Genomic DNA, 20,404 nt, shown 5'->3' with positions numbered 1-20,404 from the left:
TGCGGGCTGCGCCCCGGAATCGCGGGGCTTAGCGGCAATATTCGGGTCAAATCCATCGTCGGGCGGTTTCTTGAGCACTCGCGCATCGTCTGTTTTGGCAATGGCCACGGGCTGCCCTCCAAAAAGGCGCGCGTGTTCATTTCCTCGGCCGATTGGATGGGCCGCAACCTCAATCGCCGGGTCGAAACGCTGGTGGAATGCACCAATGCCACCGTGAAGGCGCAGATCACCGAGCAGGTGATGGCCGCCAACATGGCCGATACCGCGCAAAGCTGGGTCATGCAGCCCGATGGCAGCTTCACCCGCCCGCCAATCACCAAAGACACCCAGCTGTTCAGTTGCCACCGGTTCTTCATGGAAAACCCCTCCCTTTCGGGGCGCGGATCGGCTGGGGCGGCAGATGTGCCCGAGCTCACTCACGCGAAAGATTGACCTCGCCTGCCCGCGCCCTCTATCACTGAGGGGCGGTTGCCAACACCGGGGGATAACCATGGACGGATCAGCCGAGCAACAGCGCAACTGGGGCCCTTTTGGCCGACCGATTTATGACCATCCCGAAGCGCAGGCGCTGTCTCGGGTTGGGGTGATCGACATCGGCTCAAACTCCGTTCGCCTTGTGATCTTTGACGGCGCGGCGCGCAGCCCGGCGTATTTTTTCAACGAAAAGGTCATGTGCGGGCTTGGCGCGGGCATGGGGGAAACCGGGCGGCTCAACCCGGAGGGCCGCCAACGCGCCCTTGCCGCCGTGCGCCGCTTCGTGACGCTGGCCGAGGGCATGGGAATCCCCACCCTCACCGCCGCCGCCACCGCCGCCGTTCGCAACGCCGAGGATGGCCCCTCGTTCTGCGAGGAAATCGAGCAAAGCACCGGCCTCGTTGTTTATGTGGTGAGCGGTGAAGAGGAGGCGCGCCTGTCGGCCCAGGGCGTGCTGCTTGGCTGGCCCGGCGCCGCCGGTCTGGCCTGCGATATCGGCGGCTCGTCGATGGAACTGGCGCTGCTTGATGGCACCGGTGTTGGCCCCTGCGCCTCCACCTCGCTTGGCCCGCTGAGGCTCAAAACCATCAAGGGCGGTCGCAAGGCCCGCCGGGCCGAGATTGATCAGGTTCTCGCCCGCCTCACCGCCGAAATCCCCAAACACAAGCGGCTTTATCTCGTGGGCGGCTCGTGGCGGGCCATCGCCAAGCTTGATATGCACCGTCGCGGCTACCCGCTCGCCGTGCTGCACGATTATCACATGACCCCGGCCCAGGCCCGCAAAACGCTTGATTGGCTGAAGGGCAAGGACTTTGAAGTGCTGCGCCGCGAGGCGGGCCTGTCTGCGGCGCGGATCGCGCTGGTTCCCATCGCCGGAGAGGTGCTGCGGCGGCTGATGAAAGCCTTCGGCACGCGCGAAATCTGGATTTCCGCCTACGGCATCCGCGAGGGCATGCTTTATGAGCAAATGTCCGAGATGATCCGCGCCCGTGATCCGCTGATCGAGGCCTGCCACTTCAACGAAGCCCAAAGCGCGCGGATGCCCGGCTTTGGCAACACCCTTTACGAATTTGTCAGCCCGCTGTTCCGGCGCACTCGTGATGAGCGCCGCCGCCTGATTCGCGCCGCCTGCCTGCTGCATGATGTCAGCTGGCGCGCCCACCCCGATTATCGCGGTGAAATCTGCTTTGATAACGCCACCCGCTCCAACCTTGGCGGCATTGATCATCCCGGTCGGGTGTTTGTGGGCCTCGCGCTGCTGCACCGCTACCGCAATGCCGAGCCTTCGGGCCACCTGCTGGAAATGGTCGAGCGGCTGCCCGAGAAGGACCGCCATCAGGCGGCTGTTCTGGGCAAGGCCATGCGCTTTGGGGCGATGTTCTCCGCCAACAACCCCGATCATATGGGCCGCCTCGATTACCGCTCCAAAAAGCGCCAGTTGCGCCTCATCCTGCCCCGCGCCGCCGCCGATCTTTATGGCGAGGTCGCCGAGGCGCGCTTCATGTCACTCGCCGCCGCGCTTGAGTGCGAAACCGAGGTGCGCCTGGCGGGCGATTAACCCCGCAAAGCCCTCAAAGCTCGATCTCGCCGTCGGGATCAATCGGCCTGGGGTAAATTTTTTCAAGCGGCCCATCCGGTGCCGGATCATTTTCGGTTTTCCGGCGCAGGATAATATCGCCATTGGGCAGCTTTTCGGGCGGATGGTAGCGGTCAATCTCGTCAATCATCTCCGAAAGATCGGCCAGCACCGGCCCCAATTCTTCGGCCAGCCGCTTCAAGGCAGGCTCCATTTCGCGGGCCATATCTTGCAGCGCTGGCTCCATCTCCTCCGCCAACCCCTTGAAAAACAGCGTCAGCCCCTTTTCTACAAGGTTGAACCCCTCCTCCATATCGCCGTCCTCGCGCGGCTCGGCGCGTTCGGTCTCTTGCGAATCCAGGGGGCGGGGGCGCACCGTTTCAGCCAGCGCAGGCGTGGCAAGCAGGGCGATGAGGGCGGCGGCGCAAATCTGTTTCATGGCATGAATATAGGCGCTCGCCCGAGTCGTTCAAAGCCCCGGCAGCAGATCAACCGAAACCGGGAAGTGATCAGAGGCCATCAACAGTGCCTCGCGCAGCTCTGGCACCGAGTAACAGCGCGGGTCGTCAAACGGGTGCCAAATGCGCCACTCCAACGCCTGATCGCTCAGGTTGCGCGACAGCATCACATAGTCGAGCAGCGCCGTCAGATACCGCTTTTCCTCGTGGATATAAAACCTTGCCGACGTGTCATGCGCCTGCAAATACCCGCCCGAAAGCGCCCGTCGCGCGTGCGGGTCCACCAGCCGCAAATGCCCGGGCGCATCCACCCCCAGCACAATTTCCAGCCCCGAGCGGCCAAACAGCGCCTCATATTCATCCAGCCCCGGACCATCGTTGAAATCGCCCAGCACGATCAGCTTGTGGCCCCTTTCCAGATGCGCCTCCACCCTCCGGCGCAGCCAGATTGATTGCGCCAACTGCTTGCGCCGATTGGCAATGGATATGCGGGTCGCCTCCTCGGCGGTGCCCGCGCCATGCGGCGCCTTTGATTTGATATGCACCCCGATCAGGTGGATCACCTCCCCCGCCACCCGCAGCTCCACCTCCAGCGGCGGCTTGGAAAAGCGCACCAAATCCTCGCGGGCGTCAATATCCAGATCAATCCGGAACACGCTGTCAAATCGCGGCGCGTCCTTTGAGCCTTTCTTGCCGGTTTCCTCGCCCATCGGCACATGGCGGGCCGCAATCACATCCGGGTCGTAAAGCAGCGCAATCTCTTGCTGGGTGTCATTCGCAAAGCCCACCAGCGCCTTGCGCGCGCGCAGATCAAACAGCTTGGCAAAGGCTTCCAGCGCCATCATCGTGCGCCCGTTCTTGCCGTGGTCAGGCGCCTCAACCACCAGCACCGCATCGGCATCGAGCGCCGTGAACACGATGCCAAGCGCCTCAAGCTGCGCCGCGCGGGTCACGTCATAGCGGCGCGACCACACTTCATCGGCGATCGGCATCCCCTCGTCATCAAACAGCGCGTCAAACCACTCCACATTGTAGGTGGCAATCCGCAGCGGTCTCTGCACGGCCTCAGTCACCAATCTCTTCCCAGGCGCGGTTAAGGGCGATCATCCGGCTTTCGGCCATGCGCACCGCTTCTTTGGGCACCCCCCGCGCGATCATCACATCAGGGTGGCTTTCACGCACCTGCCGCCGCCATGCCGCCCGAATTTCCTCTGGGGAGGCGTCATGCGGCACCCCCAGCACATCATAGGGATCAGGCTCTGCATCGGGCACAAACCGGGCGCGCAGCGAGCGAAACTCCCGCTCGTCGACCTTGAAAATCTCGGCAACGCGGGTCAGAAAATCATCTTCCTTCGGGTGATATTCCCCATCCGCCATCGCAATGTGAAACAGCCCTTCCAGCAGGTCGCCCAGCGCCCCATGGCCACTGTCAAACATCCGCGCAATGCGGGCGGCGTATTCCTCAAAACCCGCCACATCCTGGCGCGCGAGGTTAAACACCCGCGCCGCGTTGTTTTCCTCGCCCTCGGGAATGGTAAAAACCTCGCGGAAAGCTTTCACCTCATCGCGCGTCACCTGCCCGTCTGCCTTGGCCATCTTGGCCCCCAGCGCGATCACGGCAATGGTAAAACCCACCGTGCGTTCCGGCGGGGTGCGCAGGCGATCAAACACCTCCGAAAGCCCCTCGCCCGCCCGCAAAGCCCCAAGGGCATCTCCTATGCGCGTCCAGATCGACATGTGCGCTACCTTAATGGCTGGCACGCGGCGCGTCACAGGAATTTCTGCATCAAAACAAAATCGTGCCAGCGGCTAAACGTCCACCCAACCTCGCCCGGCTGAGGTGCCAGCGCAATGGCCGCCGAACGTTTAACGCAGCCCCTTCGGCCCTTCCGGATGGTCAATCAGCGCCGCCAGCCCACCGCTGGAGGGATCATGGATCACCCCGTCCTCGAAAGCACGGCGATATGATCAAGAGCTACCATGCGCCCCATCAGGCCAGCATCCGCCGCGCCGTGCAACCCGCCTCATTTTCTTGCTGCAAATATCCAATCCCCAAGCAAGCAAAAGGCGCGGCCCTCGATCAAGAGCGCCGCGCCTCCCTGTTTTGCCGGGCTAGAGCATGTTGCTCAAAAGTGGGAACCGGTTTTGAGCTTCTCGAACATGCGAAATCAATAAGTTAGAGCGTGTCGCGTGAATTCGAATGAACGCGGCACGCTCTAGGCCCCTTAGTCGCGGGTGTCGCGGATGATCTTCAGCACATCTGCCGCCGCCGCCGGAATGTTCGTGCCCGGCCCAAAAATCGCCTTCACACCATTCTGATACAGGAAATCATAGTCCTGCTGCGGGATCACCCCGCCACAGATCACAATGATATCCTCCGCGCCCGCCTCCTTCAGCGCCGCAACCAGCTTGGGGGCGAGCGTTTTGTGCCCGGCCGCCTGAGACGAAATCCCAACCACATGCACATCGTTGTCCACCGCGTCCTGCGCGGCCTCTTCGGGCGTTTGAAACAGCGGGCCAACGTCCACGTCAAAGCCGATATCGGCGAAGGCGGTGGCAATCACCTTGGCCCCCCGGTCATGCCCGTCCTGGCCCATTTTCACCACCAGCAACCTCGGGCGGCGGCCTTCTTCTTCGGCAAAGGCTTCCACGTCCTTCTGGATCGCGGCAAATCCCTCGTCGCCCTCATAGGCGCTGCCATAAACCCCTGCGAGCGTCTTCACCTCGGCCCGGTGGCGGCCAAATACCTTTTCCATCGCCATGCTGATCTCCCCAACAGTTGCGCGGGCGCGTGCGGCCTCTACCGCGGCTTCCAGCAGGTTGCCGCCGTCTTTGGCGCAGCGCTCAAGCTCGGCCAGCGCCGCTTCGCAGGCGGCTTCGTCACGGCTGGCGCGGATGCTCTCCAGCCGCTTGACCTGCCCTTCGCGCACCGCCACGTTATCAACATTCAGAATGTCGATCGGGTCTTCCTTGTCCTTGCGGTATTTGTTGACCCCGACAATCACTTCCTCGCCCCGGTCGATCATCGCCTGGCGGCGTGCGGCACTTTCCTCGATGCGCAGCTTGGGCATCCCCGAGGCCACGGCCTTGGTCATGCCGCCCATGCCCTCGACCTCTTCCATCAGCGCCCAGGCCTGCTCGATCAACTCGTTGGTGAGGCTTTCCACATAGTAAGACCCGGCCAGCGGATCAACGACGCGGGTCACCTGCGTTTCTTCCTGAAGGACAAGCTGGGTGTTGCGCGCGATCCTTGCCGAAAACTCGGTCGGCAGGGCAATCGCCTCATCCAGCGCGTTGGTGTGCAGGCTCTGCGTGCCCCCCAGCACCGCGCTCATCGCCTCATAGGCGGTGCGGATCACGTTGTTATAAGGGTCTTGCTCCTGCAAGCTCACGCCGCTGGTTTGACAGTGGGTGCGCAGCATCTTGCTGCGTTCGGACTTCGCGCCAAACTCCGTCATGATCCGGTGCCACAACGTGCGTGCGGCCCGCAACTTGGCGATCTCCATGAAGAAATTCATGCCAATGGCAAAGAAAAAGCTCAGCCGCCCGGCGAACTTGTCCACATCCATCCCGGCCTCGATTGCGGCGCGCACATACTCGCGCCCATCGGCCAGCGTATAGGCCAGCTCCTGCACAAGGTTCGCGCCCGCTTCCTGCATATGGTAGCCGGAAATCGAGATCGAGTTGAACTTCGGCATCTCGTTTGAGGTGTATTCGATGATATCCGCGATGATCTTCATCGAAGGCTCAGGCGGGTAAATATAGGTGTTGCGCACCATGAACTCTTTCAGAATGTCGTTCTGAATGGTCCCCGACAGCACCGCGCGATCATGCCCCTGCTCCTCGCCTGTCACGATGAAACTGGCGAGGATCGGGATCACCGCGCCATTCATCGTCATCGACACCGAAACCTTGTCGAGCGGGATACCGTCAAACAGGATCTTCATGTCCTCAACGCTGTCAATCGCCACGCCGGCCTTGCCCACATCGCCCACCACGCGCGGATGGTCGCTGTCATAGCCCCGGTGGGTGGCCAGATCGAAGGCCACGCTCACGCCCTGCTGCCCGGCATCCAGCGCCTTGCGGTAAAAGGCGTTGCTTTCCTCAGCGGTCGAAAAGCCCGCATATTGCCGGATCGTCCAGGGGCGGCCCGCATACATCGTGGCCTTTGGCCCGCGGGTAAAAGGCGCCTCGCCGGGGATCGAGCCCATATGCTCCAGCCCCTCCACATCCTCCTCGGTGTAAAGCGGCTTCACGGTGATGCCTTCCAGCGTCTCCCAATCCAGCCCCTCCAGCGGCTTACCCCGCAGTTCCTTCTCGGCAATCGTTTTCCATGCGTCAGTTTTCTTGCTCATCGGAGCCTCCTATCTCAGGTCCGTCAATTCGTCGCGGCCAGCATCGGCCCCTTCGCATTCCGCCCGCCTGCGCCTATATCTTTTGGCAGAGGAGACATCATGCGGCTCATTTCATTTATCTTTCTGGCCTCTCTGGCCATGCCTGCGATGGCGCAAGAAACCGGCGTCGTCGCTGTCAGCCCGGGGGCCGAGGACGATGCGATCGCCGCCGAGGCAGGCGAAGCCGTGCGAGACGCCAACGCGCTGGCGGTGCTCGACGCCAGCGAAACCGACCTGGCCGAATTTCTCTGGCTGCGCCGCCCCGTCGTGGTCTTCGCCGATACGCCTGCCGATCCGCGCTTTGCCGAACAGTTAGAGCTGCTCGCCGCCCGCACCGATGCGCTGCTTGATCGTGACGTGGTCATCATCACCGATGCCGACCCCGCCGCCAATTCCGCCATCCGCACCAAGCTGCGCCCGCGTGGCTTCATGCTGGTGCTGATCGGCAAGGACGGGCAGGTCAAGCTGCGCAAACCCTTCCCCTGGGACGTGCGCGAAATCACCCGCTCCATCGACAAATGGCCGCTGCGCCGCGACGAGTTGCGCCAAAGGTGAGCTTGGGCGCTCATGCCCCCACCTTCTTTTCAAGCTGCCCCAGCCCATAGCCCGCCAGCACAAAAAACGGCAGGCCCACCACCACAAGCCCTTGGATCAGCGTCACGATCCCCTGCATCACAAGGGCTGCCAGCATCACCGTGGCGACGATGGTGGCGATCAGCCCCATCAGCCACCAGTTGAGCCGCGCGCCAAACCGCCCGGCAAGGCTTTGGCCCATCACGGCAAATACCAGAAAGCCCAGCACCCCACCGGCCACCAGCCACGAGGCAACCATCAGGTCGTTCACCCCGTCGCCCCAGTAGTAGGCGCCAAGGATCATGAAGGTGGCCCAAGCCACCCCGGCGCCCGAGGCATAGGCCAGCAACGTGGCCCCCCAGAGGCGCCAGTCGGCCATTATTCGAACTCCATGATCACATCGTCCACGGCAAGGCTGTCACCCGGCCCGGCGTTGATCTTGCTCACGATGCCGGTCTTTTCGGCGCGCAGGATGTTCTCCATCTTCATCGCCTCAACGGTGCAAAGCGCCTGACCTTCCTGCACCTCGTCGCCCTCGGCCACATCAACCTTCACGATCAGGCCGGGCATCGGGCAAAGCAGCAGCTTCGAGGTATCCGGTGCCACCCGCTCGGGCATCAGCGCGGCCAGTTCGGCCTGGCGCGGCGTCCACACCTTCACCGGCATATCCGCGCCCCGGAACCGAATGCGGAAACCGCTCACCAGCTTGCCCACTTTCAGCACCATCATCGCGCCATCAATCTGAATGCGCGCCAGCGTTTGCCCCGGACACCAGTCCGAGGTGATGCGATGCGAGGCCCCATCGGCAAAAGTCACGGTCGAGCCGTCCTTATCGGCGGCAATCACCAGCTGGAAGGTCTCGCCGCCGATGGAAACAACCCAATCCTCGCCCACATGGCGCTCGTGGTTGTCCATCCGGCCACTCACACGGGTGCGCCGGATTTCGGTCATGCGGTACATTGCCGCCGCCGCCACCGCGACCCGGCGCTTATCAAGCTCACCCAGCTCAACGCCTTCAAATCCATCGGGAAATTCTTCCTCAATGAAGGCGGTCGTCATGTTGCCGCTGGTAAATTTCGGGTGGTCCATCACGGCGGCAAGGAACGGCAGGTTATGCCCGATCCCCTCCAGTTCGAAGGTATCCAGCGCCACCCGCATCTCCTCGATCGCCTCCGCGCGCGTTGGCGCCCAGGTGCAAAGTTTGGCGATCATCGGGTCATAATACATGCTGATCTCGCCGCCCTCGAAAACCCCGGTATCGTTGCGCACAGCACGGGTTTTCTCCGACACTTCCTCCGGCGGGCGATAAGTGACCAGGCGGCCAATCGACGGCAGGAAGTTGCGATAGGGGTCCTCGGCATAAAGGCGGCTTTCCATGGCCCAGCCGTTCAGCTTCACCTCGTCCTGGGTGATCGAAAGCGGCTCGCCATTGGCCACGCGGATCATCTGCTCCACCAGATCAACGCCGGTGATCAACTCGGTCACCGGATGCTCCACCTGAAGGCGGGTGTTCATCTCAAGGAAGAAAAAGTTCTTCTCCCCATCCACGATAAATTCCACCGTGCCCGCGCTGGCGTACCCCACCGCCTTGGCAAGAGACACCGCCTGCTCGCCCATCGCCCGGCGGGTTTCCTCATCCAGAAACGGGCTTGGCGCCTCTTCAATCACCTTCTGGTTCCGGCGCTGGATCGAACACTCGCGCTCGCCCAGGTAAATCCCGTTGCCATGGGTGTCACAGAGCACCTGAATTTCAATGTGGCGCGGCTGGGTGACGAACTTTTCAATGAAAATCCGGTCATCACCAAAGCTGCTCGCCGCTTCGTTCTTCGAGCTTTGAAAGCCCTCGCGCGCCTCGTCATCGTTCCAGGCGATCCGCATCCCCTTGCCGCCGCCGCCGGCGCTCGCCTTGATCATCACCGGGTAGCCGACCTTGTTGGAGATCTTCACCGCCTCCTCGGCGTCTTCGATCAGACCCATGTAGCCCGGCACCGTCGAAACCTCGGCCTCCTGCGCGATCTTCTTCGAGGTAATCTTGTCTCCCATCGCCTCGATCGCCCCCACGGGCGGGCCGATAAAGGCCACGCCCTCGGCCTCCAAAGCCTTGGCAAACTTCGGGTTTTCCGACAGGAACCCATAGCCCGGATGCACCGCCTGCGCGCCGGTCTGGCGGATCGCCTCCATCACCTTGTCAATCACGATATAGCTCTGGTTGGCGGGCGGCGGGCCAATGTGCACGGCCTCGTCGGCCATTTCCACATGCAGCGCGTGCTTGTCCGCATCCGAATAGATAGCGACCGTCTTGATCCCCATCTTACGCGCCGTCTTGATGACCCGGCACGCAATCTCCCCCCGGTTGGCGATCAGGATTTTGTCAAACATCTGGTGTTCCTCTGGGTATTGGCCCCATGGATGGGACGTAGGCATACGAAAAAGCACCACCCGGGCAGGCAGCCCGGATGACGCTTGGTTCTGTTCGGTGGTCCGCGCCGCTCAGGGCACGAACAAATTTAGAAAGCGTCTGCGATCTCGTCGGAAAGGGCCCCAATGCCCGCGCCAACGGCCGCGCCAACGAGCGGATCATTGTCGGTGACTTCGGCTGCAACAGCGCCAACGCCTGCGCCAACGGCGGCACGCTGAACGTCGCTTTCAAGGCAACCGGAAAGGAGAAACGCGGAAGGAAGGGCCACGGCCCAGATGATTTTTTGCATTGCTGTCTGCCTCGAGTGTTTTTTTTCTTTATGGGCAGGATATTACAGCAAAACGAATCACCGGGAAAGGCAATTTCGCGTGACTTGGCAAAACGCGCGTTCCCTTCGGCGGTCTTCCGCATAAGGGCGCGCGTAAGTGGGCGTGACAGCACAAAAAAGAAGTGTGGCCCAACTCCAAGGGAGTTGAACCACACTAAAGGGGAAGGGTAACGGTTTTGACTTTTCAGAATCGACACAAACTTGCTGGAGAACGCCGATCCTTCGCCGACATTTGCAGACCCAACGCACCCAAACAAGGGTCGGTTGCCGCAAGGGCAATTTTGGGCTGATTCCTGCCAAAGGGGGCGTGTTCTCAGCAAATTCATGCCCAGTCCTCGTCGTCGTCTTCCTCAAACAAGTTGGGATCAAAGGCTTCGGGGAAGGCGGCGCGCGCCCTGTCGGCATCGATTTTGAGCAAGGCATCATAGCTGGCGGGATCAAACGGGTCTTCGGCAGGCACAACCTCGCGCCCGAACAGCCATGAAAGCCGCCCCGCATCCAGGTTGCCCCGCTCAAACGGCTCTTCCCCGAAATGGTGCCAAAGTGCGGCCATGAACCCCGAATCAGCCCGCCGGTCTGCGGCACGCCGATCAGCATAGCGTTCACGCGCTTTCAAAGGGGTCACACCCTTCTTGGCTGGCCTGCGGATGGTGAATTGGAAATCAGTGCCGGGGAGGCGGCCCGGAAAGCCGCGATGTTTCAACATGCGCCAACCCTCCCGGTGAGGGGGCGGATGGGTCGTTTGGGGGCAGCCGCGAACGCCTGCCCCCTAAGAAGTTTAGTACTTCTCGTAGGTCGGCTCGTCGATGATCTCGATTTCAACGGGCTCGTCCTGCTGGGCGCAAGCAGCCACGAAGGCAACGAGACCAACGGCGAGAAGGGTTTTGATGCTCTTGGACATCTCTGTCTCCTAATTATCTGCGAGGTAAGCAGAAAGCTTTGACACTCCCCAGGTCCCTCATTCTGAGTCACAGCCAAATAGGTCTGGCCAGTCTCAACATTAATGCAAATATTGTTGGAAAAACAGGCCTCAAGCGCCGGGTATGCCGCCTGTGACGTGTTTGCATCAAACACCCCACGCTTGTGCTGACTCTGCCTTGTTTTATTGGCTATTTCTTGCATCATTGCCACTCGCATCCCGCCTCGGTCACGGCATAGGTGGCAATGAACTGCGTTGCCTCAGGTGTGGCTTCGCCCCATTCAACGATTCTGTCCATCAAGGTAACGACGATTTGCTGCACGGGTGATTCATAGGCCCGCACGGTCGCCAGACCGGGGCCTTCGCAGAGCGCATCCATCGCTGCGACGGCTTCTTCATAGCCCTTGCTGCCCCCGTCCCGCGCGATCTCGGGCGCGAGGTAGCGGATCACCAACCATTGCTCTTTTTCGCCTGCCGCGGCGCTGCTGTGCTGCTCGATTCTGGCATCATGAAAGGTCGTCCATTCGGGCGCGCTGGCGGCCTGTGCTCCGCTTGCCGCGGTCAGCCCCGGAAGCGTCATTGCCAGTAGCGCCAATAGGACGCCGCGCCGGGGCCTCCCCTCCCCAACGCGGCGCTGCCGAACGCACGCGTTCGGGCACTGGCCACGCGTCTTCAAAAGGCGACTTATGCGGCCAAATCCTGGTAAGCGCACCTCCGGGCGGACGGGCGCGATAAAATGCATCATGCATGATTCATTCATAAAAACCATCCCCCTCAACGGGTAGCGGCAATCGGGCGCTCATTCACAGCGGAATATTGTCGTGCTTCTTCCACGGGTTTGTCAGCTTCTTGTTGCGCAGGCTGGCAAAAGCCCGTGCCACGCGCTTGCGGGTCGAGTGCGGCTGGATCACCTCGTCGATAAAGCCCTTCTCGGCAGCCACAAACGGATTGGCAAAGCGGGTCTCATAGTCTTTCGTGTGGTCCGCGATCTTGGCGTCATTGCCAAGATCAGAGCGATGCAGGATTTCCACCGCCCCCTTGGCCCCCATCACCGCGATCTCGGCGGTTGGCCAGGCATAGTTGAAATCACCGCGCAGGTGCTTTGAGGCCATCACGTCATAGGCGCCGCCATAGGCTTTGCGGGTGATCACCGTCACCTTGGGCACCGTCGCCTCGCCATAGGCAAAGAGCAGCTTCGCCCCGTGCTTGATCACCCCGCCATATTCCTGGCTGGTGCCGGGCAGGAAGCCGGGCACGTCCACAAAGGTCAGGATCGGAATTTCAAAGGCATCGCAGAAGCGCACGAAGCGGGCCGCCTTGCGGGAGCTGTCAATATCAAGGCACCCCGCCAGCACCATCGGCTGGTTGGCAACCACGCCCACCGTCTGTCCTTCAAGGCGGATGAACCCGGTGATGATGTTCTTCGCAAAGTCCTGCTGGATCTCGTAAAAATCGCCCTCATCACCCACCTTGGTGATCAGCTCCTTCATGTCATAAGGGCTGTTGGCGTTTTGCGGCACCAGCGTATCCAGGCTCTTTTCCACCCGGTCGGGCGCATCAAAGAACGGGCGCACCGGCGGCTTTTCACGGTTGTTGAGCGGCAGGTAATCCACCAGGCGGCGCACCTCGGTGAGCGCCTCCACATCGTTTTCAAAGGCCCCGTCGGCCACGCTTGATTTTTTGGTATGGGTCGAGGCCCCGCCCAGCTCTTCTGCGGTCACCTGCTCGTTGGTCACGGTCTTCACCACATCGGGGCCGGTGACGAACATGTAAGAGCTTTCCTTCACCATGAAGATGAAGTCGGTCATCGCGGGCGAGTAAACGGCCCCACCGGCACACGGCCCCATGATCACGCTGATCTGCGGCACCACCCCGCTTGCCATGATGTTGCGCTGGAACACCTCGGCATAGCCCGCAAGTGAGGCCACACCTTCCTGGATACGCGCGCCGCCCGAGTCATTGAGGCCAATCACCGGCGCGCCGTTTTGCACGGCCATGTCCATGATCTTGCAGATCTTTTGCGCGTGGGTCTCGCTGAGCGATCCGCCGAACACTGTAAAATCCTGCGAGAAAACATAAACGATCCGGCCATTGATGGTGCCCCAGCCGGTCACCACACCATCCCCCGCCGGGCGCTGGTTTTCCATCTCGAAATCGGTGCAACGGTGGGCGACGAACATATCAAACTCTTCGAACGAGCCTTCGTCGAGCAGCAGTTCCACCCGCTCACGCGCCGTCAGCTTGCCCTTGGCGTGCTGCGCGTCAATGCGCTTTTGGCCACCGCCCTGCCGGGCTTCTTCGCGGCGGTGCTCAAGCTGCTCCAGAATATTCGTCATGGCTGGTCTCCCCGGGATGAATTTCCCGTTCTATAATGGGGATGCCGCCGCCGCCCAAGCGGAATCGGGAAAATTTGCAAATCCTTGGCAATGGCGAACGTGCTAAGTGCAAATATGCAAACGCCGCTGGCCCGCAGGCTCCCCTACCCCCATACCTAGACAAAACTTCCCGCCTCTCTTAGGTCCGATTCATGAGTTATGGTCATTCCGTCCGTTTTGCGGACCGCAGCACACCTCCACATGCCTTCACCCTCGTCATGATCGCCGCGATCACGCCGCTGACGATGAATATGTTCTTGCCCTCGCTGCCTGCCATGACCGTCTATTTCAACACCACCGAAGGGCGAATGGGCCTCGCCGTATCGCTGTTTCTGGCGGCCAATGCGGTGCTGCAAATCATGATCGGGCCGCTGTCTGATTGGTTTGGCCGCCGCCCGGTGCTGATCGGCTCACTGGTGATCTACGCCGCCGCCACCCTTGGCTGCATCTATGCCACCACGGTCGAAACCTTCCTGTTTTTCCGCTTGTGCCAAGCCGTTGTCGCCTCGGGCATTGTGCTGTCGCGCGCGATCATCCGTGATGTGGTGCCAATGGAGCAAGCGGCCTCCACCTTGGGCTGGGTGACCATGGGTGTGTCGCTGGTGCCCATGGTCGCGCCAGCCATTGGTGGGCTGCTCGATGGCTGGTTTGGCTGGCGGTCGAGTTTCTGGTTGATGGCCGGTTTTGGCTTTGTCCTGCTCGGAATGGTCCTGCTCGATCTTGGCGAAACCCTGCAATCCCGCCAGGCCCGCTTCTCCCAGCAGTTTCGCGGCTACCCAGCCCTGCTCACCTCCTATCGCTTCTGGGGCTATGCATTTTCGGCCGCCTGCGCTTCGGGGGCCTTCTTTGCCTATGTGGGGGGCGCGCCATTTCTAGCGGTCAAATACTTCGGGCTGGAACCTGCCACCATGGGCGCGCTCTTTGGCTTTTGCGCCGTGGGATACCTGATCGGCAATGGCTTTTCGGGGGCCTTCTCAACCCGCATCGGGATCAACCGAATGGTGCTTTGGGGCGCGATCATCACGATGACCGGCCTTTGCGCCCACCTGTTGCTCTTCCTCGCCGGGATGCACCATCCTATCCTGTTCTTCGCCTTCTTCACCTTCGTCGGCCTTGGCAATGGCCTTGTCATGCCCAACGCCAACGCCGGTATCGTTTCCGTCCGCCCGGATCTCGCCGGATCGGCCTCGGGCCTTGGCGGCGCGTTGATGATCGGCAGCGGCGCGGCGCTTTCGGCCCTGTCGGCAACGATGCTGGGGGTAAGCACCAACCCCCTGCCGCTGCTCATCATCATGCTGTGCAGCGCCGTGTCGGGCTTCCTTGCCATCCTCCTCGTGATCTGGCGCACAAGGCAGCTTGGCGTCGGCTGATCCCCGGCTTTGCAAACACTGGCGCAGCCCGCGCGAATCTGCAAAATGCCGCCATGCCCACGCAAAAGCTCTACGCCGGCGCCAAGCTGCGCGAAATCCGCACCCGCCTTGATCTCACCCAAAAGGCCTTTGCCGCCAAGTTGGGGGTGTCTCTGCCCTATCTGAACCAGATGGAAAACAACAACCGCCCGGTATCGGCGCGGGTGGTTCTGGCGCTGGCACAGGAGTTTGGCCAGGACGTGACCGAGCTTTCCTCAGGCGATACCGAACGCCTGGTCACAGACATGCGCGAAGCCTTCGCCGATCCGGTGTTTTCCGATACACCTCCGCTCGCCGATCTGCGCCTCACCGCCTCCAACGCCCCCGCGCTGGCCCGCGCCTTTCTTCAGCTTCACCGCGCCCACCGGCAAAGCCACGAGCGCCTCGCCTTGCTTGATGAGGCCATGGGCACGGGCGGCACCGCGCCGATCTCGCCCTGGGAAGAGGTGCGCGATTTCTTTCACTATTGCGACAATTACATTGACGCGATTGACCGCGCCGCAGAGCGTTTTGGCTCTAACAGCGGGGCCGAAGTTGCCCAAACCCGGCTTGAAGAAGCGGGCATAACCCTCTCTTTAAGCGCCGATCCGGCCCAACGCCACTATGACCCCGCCCGCCGCCGCCTCAGCCTGCCCGCCGCCAGCAGCCCGGCCACCCGGCGCTTTCAGATATTCCACCAACTGGCCCTGCTCACCCAGAACGACCTGCTCGATGCCACGCTGGATCTTGCCCGCTTCCAAACCGCCGAAGCCCGCGCCATCGCCAAGATCGGGCTGGCCAATTATTTCGCCGGGGCGGCGCTCATGCCCTATGTCGCCCTTCTGGAGGCGGCCCGCGAAACCCGCCACGATCTCCTTCAGCTTGCCAACCGGTTCGGCGCCTCCATCGAGCAGGTCGCGCACCGGCTTTCCACGCTTCAACGCCCCGGCGCCAAGGGCATCCCCTTCTTCTTTGTGCGGGTCGATCAGGCCGGCACCATCACCAAACGCCACTCCGCCACCCGCCTGCAATTCGCGCGGTTCGGCGGGGCCTGCCCGCTCTGGAACGTTCACCGCGCGTTTGAAACGCCGGGCCGCTTCCTCACCCAACTCGCCGAAACTCCAGACGGCGTTCGCTACATCAACCTCGCCTGCGACGTGTCAAAACCCGGCAGCAGCTTTCACGCCCCGGTGCGCCGCTATGCCATCGCACTGGGCTGCGAAGTCACCCACGCCGAGGCGCTGGTCTTTGCCGATGGGTTGGAAGTGAACCGCGCCGAGGCCTTTGAGCCGATCGGCATCTCCTGCCGCATCTGCGAGCGCCCCAATTGCCACCAGCGGTCCGTTCCGCCGCTGGAAAAGCGCCTTCGGGTCGATTTCAACAGCCGCGGATTGCTGCCTTACGAGATCGAAAGCAACCAAACGTAAAACAGGGCGCAAGGTCTCCCCCACGCCCTTTATAATCAGGGCAAACCCCTTGGCTCAGGCTTCAGTAACGCCCAAGGCCAGCGCGATGGCATCCTTCAGGGCCAACCGCTCCTTGCGCATCTCAACCATGTGCAAATCATCCGTCGGCTCCACATTGGTTTCGGCGCGGTGAATGTCGCGGTTCACCTCGTGATAGCGCTCCACCTGCTTGGCAAAATGCGCGTCGTGTTCCTTCAGCTCAGAGATCACCTCTGCCTTGTCCGGGAATTCTTCGGCCAGTTCATGTGGCGTGTTTTGAGACATTATGCGCTCCTCCTTGTTTTGTTCGCCCAAGGGTAACCCGCCCCACGCCGCCTCACCTTGACACAGATCATCCCCTTGCAACTGCCCCGCCAAGGGCCTAATTCCGCGCCAGACCCTAGGTAAGAGGGAGCGCCATGCCGCTTCTGGTGATGAAATTCGGCGGCACCTCTGTCGCCACTCTTGATCGCATCCGCCGCGCCGCAAAGCGCGTGGGCCGCGAGGTGGCCGCTGGCTACGATGTGATCGTGATCGTCTCGGCCATGTCGGGCGAAACCAACAAACTCGTCGGCTATGTCGAGGAAACCTCGCAGCTTTACGATGCCCGCGAGTATGATGCCGTGGTCAGCTCGGGCGAGCAGGTGACCGCCGGGTTGATGGCGCTCACCTTGCAGGAAATGAGCGTGCCCGCGCGCAGCTGGCAGGGCTGGCAAGTGCCGCTGCGCACCACCGGCGCCCATGCCGCCGCCCGGATCGAAGAGATCGCGACCGAGAATATCAACACCAAGTTCGGCGAGGGTATGCGCGTTGCCGTTGTGGCGGGCTTTCAGGGCATCGGCCCCGATGGCCGCGTCACCACGCTGGGCCGGGGTGGCTCTGATACCACCGCCGTCGCCTTTGCCGCCGCCTTCAAGGCCGAGCGCTGCGATATTTATACCGATGTCGATGGTGTTTACACCACCGACCCGCGCATCACCGACAAGGCCCGCAAGCTTGATCGCATCGCCTTCGAGGAGATGCTGGAGCTGGCCTCGCTTGGCGCCAAGGTGCTGCAAACCCGCTCGGTCGAGCTGGCGATGCGCTATAATGTGCGCCTGCGCGTGCTGTCGAGTTTTGAAGAACAATCCGATGAAGCAGGCACGCTGATCTGTGCCGAGGAGGATATCGTGGAAAGCAAAGCCGTGAACGGCGTCGCCGCCAGCCGGGACGAAGCCAAGATGACACTCATCTCCGTGGCCGACCGCCCCGGCATCGCCGCCGCCATCTTCGTCCCGCTCTCCGAGGCCGGGGTGAATGTGGATATGATTATCCAGAACATCTCTGAAGAAGGCCGCACCGATATGACCTTCTCCTGCCCGGTGGCGCAGGTGAAACGCGCCGAAAAGGCGCTGAACGATGCCAAGGAAGCGGGCGATCTGAACTTCCGCCAAGTGGTCGCCGATACCGAGGTTGCCAAGATTTCGGTGGTCGGCATCGGCATGCGCAGCCAGTCCGGCGTCGCCGCCAAAATGTTCCAAACGCTGCGCGATGAGGGCATCAACATCAAGGTCATCGCGACCTCCGAAATCAAGATCTCGGTGCTGGTGGATCGCAAATATACCGAACTCGCCGTGCAAGCTCTGCACGATGCCTTCGAGCTGGAAAAAGCCTGAGCCTCAAAGCTGTTGCGGGCCGTCGGGGCCACACCCCGACGCGCCCCACCACCCTCGCAAGGCCCTGCCAACGCGCCCTAACTTATTGATTTCGCCTGTTCGAAAAGCTCAAAACAGGTTCACACGGTTCAGCAACACGCGCTAGTGCGCGTCGCCAAACAGCCCTGTCTGCACCGGATAATTCGCCGCCACCTGGTAATCCGGGTCATCATCGCTTTCATCCACGATCAGCCCGGTTTGGCTGAGCAGCGCATGGCAGTCCTTCGACAGGTGGCGCAGATGCAGCTCCTTGCCTTCTTCCAGGTATTTCTTCGCCATGCCCTCGATCGCCGATAGCGCCGATTGGTCCGCCACGCGGCTTTCGGCAAAGTCCACGATCACCAGTTTCGGGTCTTCCTTCGGGGTGAACAGCTCTGAAAAGCCATCAGCCGAGCCAAAGAACAGCGGGCCTTCTACCTGATACACCTTGGCACCCTCTGGCGTGGTGTAGGTTTTGGCGCTGATCCGGCGGGCGTTGACCCAGGCGTATTGCAGCGCCGAAACGATCACCCCCACAACCACCGCCACGGCGAGGTCTTCCAGCACCGTTACCACCGTTACCAGCAGCGTCACAAAGGTGGCAAACCGGGTCGAAACCCGCATGATCCGGAAGGTGTTCCAGGCGAACGTGCCAATCACCACCATGAACATCACGCCCACCAGCGCGGCCAGCGGAATTTGCTCGATCAGCGGGCTGGCAAACAGGATGAACGACAGCAAGAACAGCGCCGCCGCGATCCCCGCCAGGCGATGCCGCCCGCCGGAGCGCACGTTGATCATCGACTGACCAATCATCGCACAGCCGCCCATGCCGCCAAAGAAGCCCGTCACCGTGTTGGCCGCGCCCTGGGCGATGCACTCTTTGGAGGCCCCGCCGCGCTGGTCGGTCATCTGGTTCACAAGGTTCAGCGTGAGCAGGCTCTCGATCAGGCCAATCGCCGCGAGGATCAGCGCATAGGGGAAGATGATGTAAAGCGTTTCAAAGTTGAGCGGCGCCAGAGGCGTGCCATAAATCCCCTCGCCCGTGCCAAAGGGGATGTGGAACTCGGGGAAGCTGCCCGAGATCGAGGCCATATCGCCCACCCGCGGCACCGGCACGTTGAACACGATCACGATGATCGCCACCACCGCAATGCCCGCCAGCGGCGCGGGGATGGCCGTGGTCAGCTTGGGCAGGCCCCAGATCACCAGCATCGTCAGGCCCACAAGCCCCAGCATCATCATCAGCGGCCAGCCGGTAAGCCACTCGCCATGCCCGCCCGGCACCTTGAATTGGGTCAACTGCGCCAGGAAAATCACAATCGCCAGCCCGTTCACAAAGCCCAGCATCACCGCATGGGGCACCAGCCGGATAAAGCGGCCAAGGTTGAAGATCCCGGCGGCGATCTGCAAAATCCCCATCAGCACCACGGTGGCAAACAGGTATTCCACGCCGTGATCCATCACCAGCGCCACCATCACCACCGCCAGCGCCCCTGTCGCCCCCGAAATCATCCCCGGACGGCCGCCGAAAACCGCCGTGATCAGCCCCACGATGAAGGCCGCGTAAAGGCCCACCAGCGGGTGCACGTTCGCCACAAAGGCAAAAGCCACAGCTTCGGGCACCAGTGCGAGCGCCACGGTCAACCCCGAAAGGATCTCGGTTTTGATCATCCCCGCAAAGGGTTCTTCGCCTTTGTTGAGGCGCGGCATCAGGGTTTTGGCAAAGGCCGAGTAGGGGTTCGCACCCGGACGCGGAGTCTCGGTCATCGTGTTGTTTCCGGAATGAATTGCAGTTCGCTGCGCCGCCGCTACCACGATAGCGCCACAGGGTGAAGCCCCAGCGCACCCCGGCGCGCCGATTGGCAACAGGTTTTTGCCCGCTCTCGCCCCTTCTCCGGGGCGCGCATGGCGGCGGTCCGGCGCAGGATCACCACGCCCCTGCTCTGGTGCCCCCTTCCCATCACGTCACCCGCCCGCTACCAATAGGCCAACCAATCAGGGAGATTTCCATGCGCCGCTTTATCATCACCGCCGCGACCCTCGTCGCCACCACCCTTCCCGCCCTCTCCGAGGCCTATGTCATGGGCTCTGGCCGCTGGACCTGCGAACGCGCCCGCGCCGCCTTCCTCACCGATAACGCCGCCGACAAGGGCCAGGTCGCGGGCTGGATTCTTGGCTACTGGTCCAAATCCAGCTTCGATCAAGACACCGGGTTCCTTGACCAGCTCCAGGAGGTCGGCGGCATCAAGATCGTCGATATCACCCTCGCCGAATGCCAGAAAAACCCCAATGCCATGCTCTTTCAGGTGACCGAGGCGATCTTGCAGAACACCCTCAAGGAAACCGCGGGGGAAGACACCCCCGCCGCCGAGTAACCCC

General features: G+C 61.9%; 19 protein-coding genes and 1 pseudogene. 7 read left to right on the top strand and 13 right to left on the bottom strand.

Annotated elements, in window-relative coordinates; translation table 11 throughout:
* Positions 1 to 432 (top strand): annotated as a pseudogene (locus P1U55_RS02265) (RNA degradosome polyphosphate kinase); the annotation flags it as partial.
* Positions 433 to 490: 58 nt separating this feature from the next.
* A complete protein-coding gene (locus P1U55_RS02260) occupies positions 491 to 2,032 on the top strand; it encodes a Ppx/GppA family phosphatase (protein ID WP_301045859.1) in 1,542 nt (513 codons plus the stop codon).
* Positions 2,033 to 2,045: 13 nt separating this feature from the next.
* Here P1U55_RS02260 and P1U55_RS02255 read toward each other — a convergent pair whose 3' ends face one another.
* The 4 genes from P1U55_RS02255 to scpA form a co-directional block, all read right to left on the bottom strand.
* Positions 2,046 to 2,489, bottom strand: a complete 444-nt coding sequence (locus tag P1U55_RS02255; RefSeq protein ID WP_301045858.1) for a hypothetical protein — start codon at positions 2,487 to 2,489, stop codon at positions 2,046 to 2,048.
* Positions 2,490 to 2,519: 30 nt separating this feature from the next.
* Entirely contained in the window at positions 2,520 to 3,557 is a 1,038-nt protein-coding gene (locus P1U55_RS02250) for an endonuclease/exonuclease/phosphatase family protein (protein WP_301045936.1), read from the bottom strand.
* Between the two features lie 16 nt (positions 3,558 to 3,573).
* The gene (locus P1U55_RS02245) at positions 3,574 to 4,245 is read right to left on the bottom strand and encodes a molecular chaperone DjiA (RefSeq protein WP_301045857.1); all 672 of its coding nucleotides are present in this window, start codon (positions 4,243 to 4,245) and stop codon (positions 3,574 to 3,576) included.
* Positions 4,246 to 4,733: 488 nt separating this feature from the next.
* Positions 4,734 to 6,863, bottom strand: a complete 2,130-nt coding sequence (gene scpA, locus P1U55_RS02240; protein WP_301045856.1) for a methylmalonyl-CoA mutase — start codon at positions 6,861 to 6,863, stop codon at positions 4,734 to 4,736.
* Positions 6,864 to 6,962: 99 nt separating this feature from the next.
* Here scpA and P1U55_RS02235 point away from each other — a divergent pair, with 99 nt between their 5' ends.
* A complete protein-coding gene (locus P1U55_RS02235) occupies positions 6,963 to 7,457 on the top strand; it encodes a DUF4174 domain-containing protein (RefSeq protein ID WP_301045855.1) in 495 nt (164 codons plus the stop codon).
* A 10-nt stretch (positions 7,458 to 7,467) separates the two neighbouring features.
* On the opposite strand, the gene P1U55_RS02230 is transcribed toward P1U55_RS02235, so the two are convergent.
* The 7 genes from P1U55_RS02230 to P1U55_RS02200 all read right to left on the bottom strand — a co-directional run bounded on the left by P1U55_RS02230 (position 7,468) and on the right by P1U55_RS02200 (position 13,477).
* On the bottom strand, positions 7,468 to 7,854 hold the full coding sequence (locus tag P1U55_RS02230) for a hypothetical protein (protein WP_301045854.1): 387 nt from the start codon (positions 7,852 to 7,854) through the stop codon (positions 7,468 to 7,470).
* Entirely contained in the window at positions 7,854 to 9,854 is a 2,001-nt protein-coding gene (locus tag P1U55_RS02225; protein WP_301045853.1) for an acetyl/propionyl/methylcrotonyl-CoA carboxylase subunit alpha, read from the bottom strand. The genes P1U55_RS02230 and P1U55_RS02225 overlap by 1 nt, the downstream gene beginning before the upstream one ends.
* 128 nt (positions 9,855 to 9,982) lie before the next feature.
* Positions 9,983 to 10,183: a YMGG-like glycine zipper-containing protein gene (locus P1U55_RS02220; protein WP_301045852.1), complete on the bottom strand. Its 201-nt coding sequence runs from the start codon at positions 10,181 to 10,183 to the stop codon at positions 9,983 to 9,985.
* A gap of 361 nt (positions 10,184 to 10,544) precedes the next feature.
* Positions 10,545 to 10,928 carry a hypothetical protein gene (locus P1U55_RS02215; RefSeq protein ID WP_301045851.1) on the bottom strand — a complete coding sequence of 128 codons (384 nt, stop codon included), beginning with the start codon at positions 10,926 to 10,928 and terminating at the stop codon, positions 10,545 to 10,547.
* Positions 10,929 to 11,000: 72 nt separating this feature from the next.
* Entirely contained in the window at positions 11,001 to 11,123 is a 123-nt protein-coding gene (locus P1U55_RS02210; RefSeq protein ID WP_301045850.1) for a hypothetical protein, read from the bottom strand.
* A gap of 220 nt (positions 11,124 to 11,343) precedes the next feature.
* Entirely contained in the window at positions 11,344 to 11,721 is a 378-nt protein-coding gene (locus P1U55_RS02205) for a DUF6497 family protein (RefSeq protein ID WP_301045849.1), read from the bottom strand.
* A gap of 223 nt (positions 11,722 to 11,944) precedes the next feature.
* Positions 11,945 to 13,477, bottom strand: coding sequence for an acyl-CoA carboxylase subunit beta (locus P1U55_RS02200; protein WP_301045848.1), 1,533 nt, complete (start codon positions 13,475 to 13,477; stop codon positions 11,945 to 11,947).
* Between the two features lie 191 nt (positions 13,478 to 13,668).
* Here P1U55_RS02200 and P1U55_RS02195 point away from each other — a divergent pair, with 191 nt between their 5' ends.
* Positions 13,669 to 14,886 (top strand): multidrug effflux MFS transporter, encoded by a 1,218-nt coding sequence (locus P1U55_RS02195; protein WP_301045847.1) that lies wholly within the window; start codon positions 13,669 to 13,671, stop codon positions 14,884 to 14,886.
* A gap of 53 nt (positions 14,887 to 14,939) precedes the next feature.
* Positions 14,940 to 16,331 carry a short-chain fatty acyl-CoA regulator family protein gene (locus P1U55_RS02190; protein WP_301045846.1) on the top strand — a complete coding sequence of 464 codons (1,392 nt, stop codon included), beginning with the start codon at positions 14,940 to 14,942 and terminating at the stop codon, positions 16,329 to 16,331.
* Between the two features lie 54 nt (positions 16,332 to 16,385).
* Here P1U55_RS02190 and P1U55_RS02185 read toward each other — a convergent pair whose 3' ends face one another.
* Entirely contained in the window at positions 16,386 to 16,634 is a 249-nt protein-coding gene (locus P1U55_RS02185) for a DUF465 domain-containing protein (RefSeq protein WP_301045845.1), read from the bottom strand.
* Positions 16,635 to 16,768: 134 nt separating this feature from the next.
* Between P1U55_RS02185 and P1U55_RS02180 the strand changes: the two genes are divergently transcribed.
* Positions 16,769 to 18,004, top strand: a complete 1,236-nt coding sequence (locus P1U55_RS02180) for an aspartate kinase (protein WP_301045844.1) — start codon at positions 16,769 to 16,771, stop codon at positions 18,002 to 18,004.
* Between the two features lie 141 nt (positions 18,005 to 18,145).
* Here the strand turns inward: P1U55_RS02180 and P1U55_RS02175 are convergent, their stop codons facing one another.
* The gene (locus tag P1U55_RS02175; RefSeq protein ID WP_301045935.1) at positions 18,146 to 19,735 is read right to left on the bottom strand and encodes a SulP family inorganic anion transporter; all 1,590 of its coding nucleotides are present in this window, start codon (positions 19,733 to 19,735) and stop codon (positions 18,146 to 18,148) included.
* A 299-nt stretch (positions 19,736 to 20,034) separates the two neighbouring features.
* On the opposite strand from P1U55_RS02175, the gene P1U55_RS02170 reads away from it, so the two are divergent.
* A complete protein-coding gene (locus tag P1U55_RS02170) occupies positions 20,035 to 20,400 on the top strand; it encodes an HdeA/HdeB family chaperone (protein ID WP_301045843.1) in 366 nt (121 codons plus the stop codon).
* Positions 20,401 to 20,404 lie beyond the last annotated feature (4 nt).

This window comes from Vannielia sp. (genome assembly GCF_029212645.1).
Classification (GTDB): Bacteria; Pseudomonadota; Alphaproteobacteria; order Rhodobacterales; family Rhodobacteraceae; genus Vannielia.
The sequence above is the reverse complement of the archived record's forward strand: the minus strand, read 5'-3'. Positions and strand labels throughout refer to the sequence as shown.